The following is a 2,480-nucleotide window of genomic DNA, read 5'->3' on the forward strand; positions in this document are numbered from 1 at the left end:
ACAAGATCGCCAATCCGACCATCCTAGCCCGCATTCCCGAAGACGAATTGCGCGCGCTGTTCATTGGCTATGGCTATGAACCGCTGTTCGTTGAGGGAGACGATCCGGCCATTATGCATGAGCTGATGGCGACCGTGCTCGACGACGCGCTGGATCGCATCAGAGCGATCCAGGACGCAGCGCGCCATGGTGCCGTAGCGCTGGTGTCGCGACCGAAATGGCCAATGATCGTGCTGCGAAGCCCCAAGGGCTGGACCGGTCCGAAGGAGGTCGACGGACTGAAGACCGAAGGCTTCTGGCGTGCGCACCAGGTGCCCTTGTCGGGCCTTGCGGAAAACCCCGCCCATCTCAAGCTGCTCGAGGAGTGGCTGAAAAGCTATCGACCCGACGAACTGTTCGACGAGGCCGGCGCACCTCTTGCCGAGATCCGCGCCACCGCGCCGCAAGCAACGCGACGCATGAGCGCCAACCCGCATGCCAATGGTGGTCTGCTGCGTCGGTCCCTCGATCTACCCGGCTTGCACGACCATGCGATAGCCGTCGCGCGGCCCGGAGCGGTTAAGGCCGAGTCAACGCGGGTAATGGGCAAGTTCCTACGTGGCGTGATGGAGCTGAACGACGGCTCGAAGAACTTCCGTATCGTTGGCCCGGACGAGACCGCCTCGAACAGGCTTCAGGACGTGTTCGAAGTTACCGAGCGCGCTTGGATGGAAACGATCCTCCCCGAAGACGTTCATCTCGGCCGCGATGGCAGGGTTCTCGAAATCCTCTCCGAGCATACCTGCCAGGGTTGGCTCGAAGGCTACCTATTGACCGGGCGGCACGCTCTGTTCTCCTGCTACGAAGCGTTCATTCACATTGTGGATTCCATGTTCAACCAACATGCGAAATGGCTGGATGCCTGCCGGGACATACCGTGGCGGCGACCCATCGCATCGCTGAACTATTTGTTGTCCAGCCATGTCTGGCATCAAGAACATAATGGCTTCAGCCATCAGGATCCCGGTTTTATCGATGTTGCCCTCAACAAGAAGGCCGACATCGTGCGCGTCTATCTGCCGCCGGATGCCAACACTTTGCTTTGCGTCACTGAACACGTGTTGCAGACATGGGACCGCATCAACGTCATCGTCGCCGGCAAGCCGCCGTCATGGCAGTGGCTGTCGATGGACAAGGCGCTCGTTCATTGCAAAACGGGCATCGGCATCTGGGACTGGGCATCGACCGAGGACGGCGCGGAGCCGGACGTCGTCATGGCTTGCGCCGGCGACGTTCCGACACTGGAGACGCTCGCGGCCGTCCAGATCCTCAGGCACCATGTTCCTGAGCTCAGGGTCAGGGTGGTCAATGTGGTCGATCTGATGACCCTGCAGCCCAAGGAGCATCACCCGCACGGCCTGTCGGACCGCGATTTCGATGCGCTGTTCACCTCTGGCAAACCCGTCATCTTCGCCTATCACGGCTATCCCTGGACCATTCATCGCCTGACCTACCGTCGCACCAACCACGACAACATCCATGTTCGTGGGTACAATGAAGAAGGCACGACGACGACCCCCTTCGATATGACGGTGCTGAACGGCCTCGACCGGTTCCATCTCGTAAAAAGCGTGCTCGACCGGGTTCCGCAGCTCAGGAGCGTTCAGGTCGGCCTGAAGCAGGCGATGGACGTCAAGCTGCTTGAACATAGAGCCTACATTCGCGCTCATGGCCGGGACATGCCCGAGATACTTGAATGGAGGTGGGATCAGGGTCCTGATGAGACGGCAATCGCCCCACACTAAGGACGAGCCGGTGGCAGACGGCTCCTGGTCCTGAAGCGTGATTCCTTCCACCCTGACCTTCGCTGTCATCGAGGGGCGGCGGGAGTCCGCGGCTAGAGGCGGCAGTCTGTCGCCGGTGAGAGCGCCGTGGGTGCCACTGCTATCTGCACCACACCAACCAACACCCCACATGACCAACCTGATGTCAGTCCCTGTCGTACAAGAAATGCAACAGAGCGCGCTTTGGCGATTGAAGAAAGCCGACATGTCTGAATCCAACGCATCGACCATTCTCTCGCCCGGCCTCAGCGAGGTCGAGGCGCAAGTGAGGCTCCTCGCCGAAGGGTTCAACGAATTGCCTGCGACCGGTAGGCGCACGCCGTTGCGGATTGCTCTTGAGGTCATGCGCGAACCGATGCTGGCTCTCCTGCTGGGTGGCGGCGCTGTCTACCTGCTTCTTGGCGATCTGCAAGAAGCGTTGATCCTGCTTGCCTTTGCCACATTGTCGGTAGGCATAACGATTGTTCAGGAGGCGCGGACGGAACGCGTTCTGGAGGCATTGCGTGATCTTACGAGCCCCCGTGCCCTCGTGATACGCGACGGTGAAAGCAAGCGCATTGCGGGTCGCGAGGTGGTGCGGGGCGATTTGGTTGTCCTGGGCGAGGGGGACCGGGTCCCGGCCGACATGCTGCTGATCCAGAGTGCAGACCTCCAGAC

The 2,480-nt window shown here is 60.6% G+C and carries 2 protein-coding genes; both read left to right on the plus strand.

Going from position 1 to position 2,480, the window contains the following annotated elements:
• The coding region (locus tag EOA86_RS30495) for a phosphoketolase family protein (RefSeq protein WP_164892133.1) at positions 1 to 1,784 on the plus strand (1,784 nt) is incomplete at its 5' end.
• Positions 1,785 to 2,028: 244 nt separating this feature from the next.
• A partial coding sequence (locus EOA86_RS30500) for a cation-transporting P-type ATPase (RefSeq protein ID WP_245497426.1) occupies positions 2,029 to 2,480 on the plus strand: 452 nt, incomplete at its 3' end.

The organism is Mesorhizobium sp. M5C.F.Ca.IN.020.32.2.1, assembly GCF_004023105.1.
GTDB classification, from domain to species: Bacteria; Pseudomonadota; Alphaproteobacteria; order Rhizobiales; family Rhizobiaceae; genus Mesorhizobium; species Mesorhizobium wenxiniae.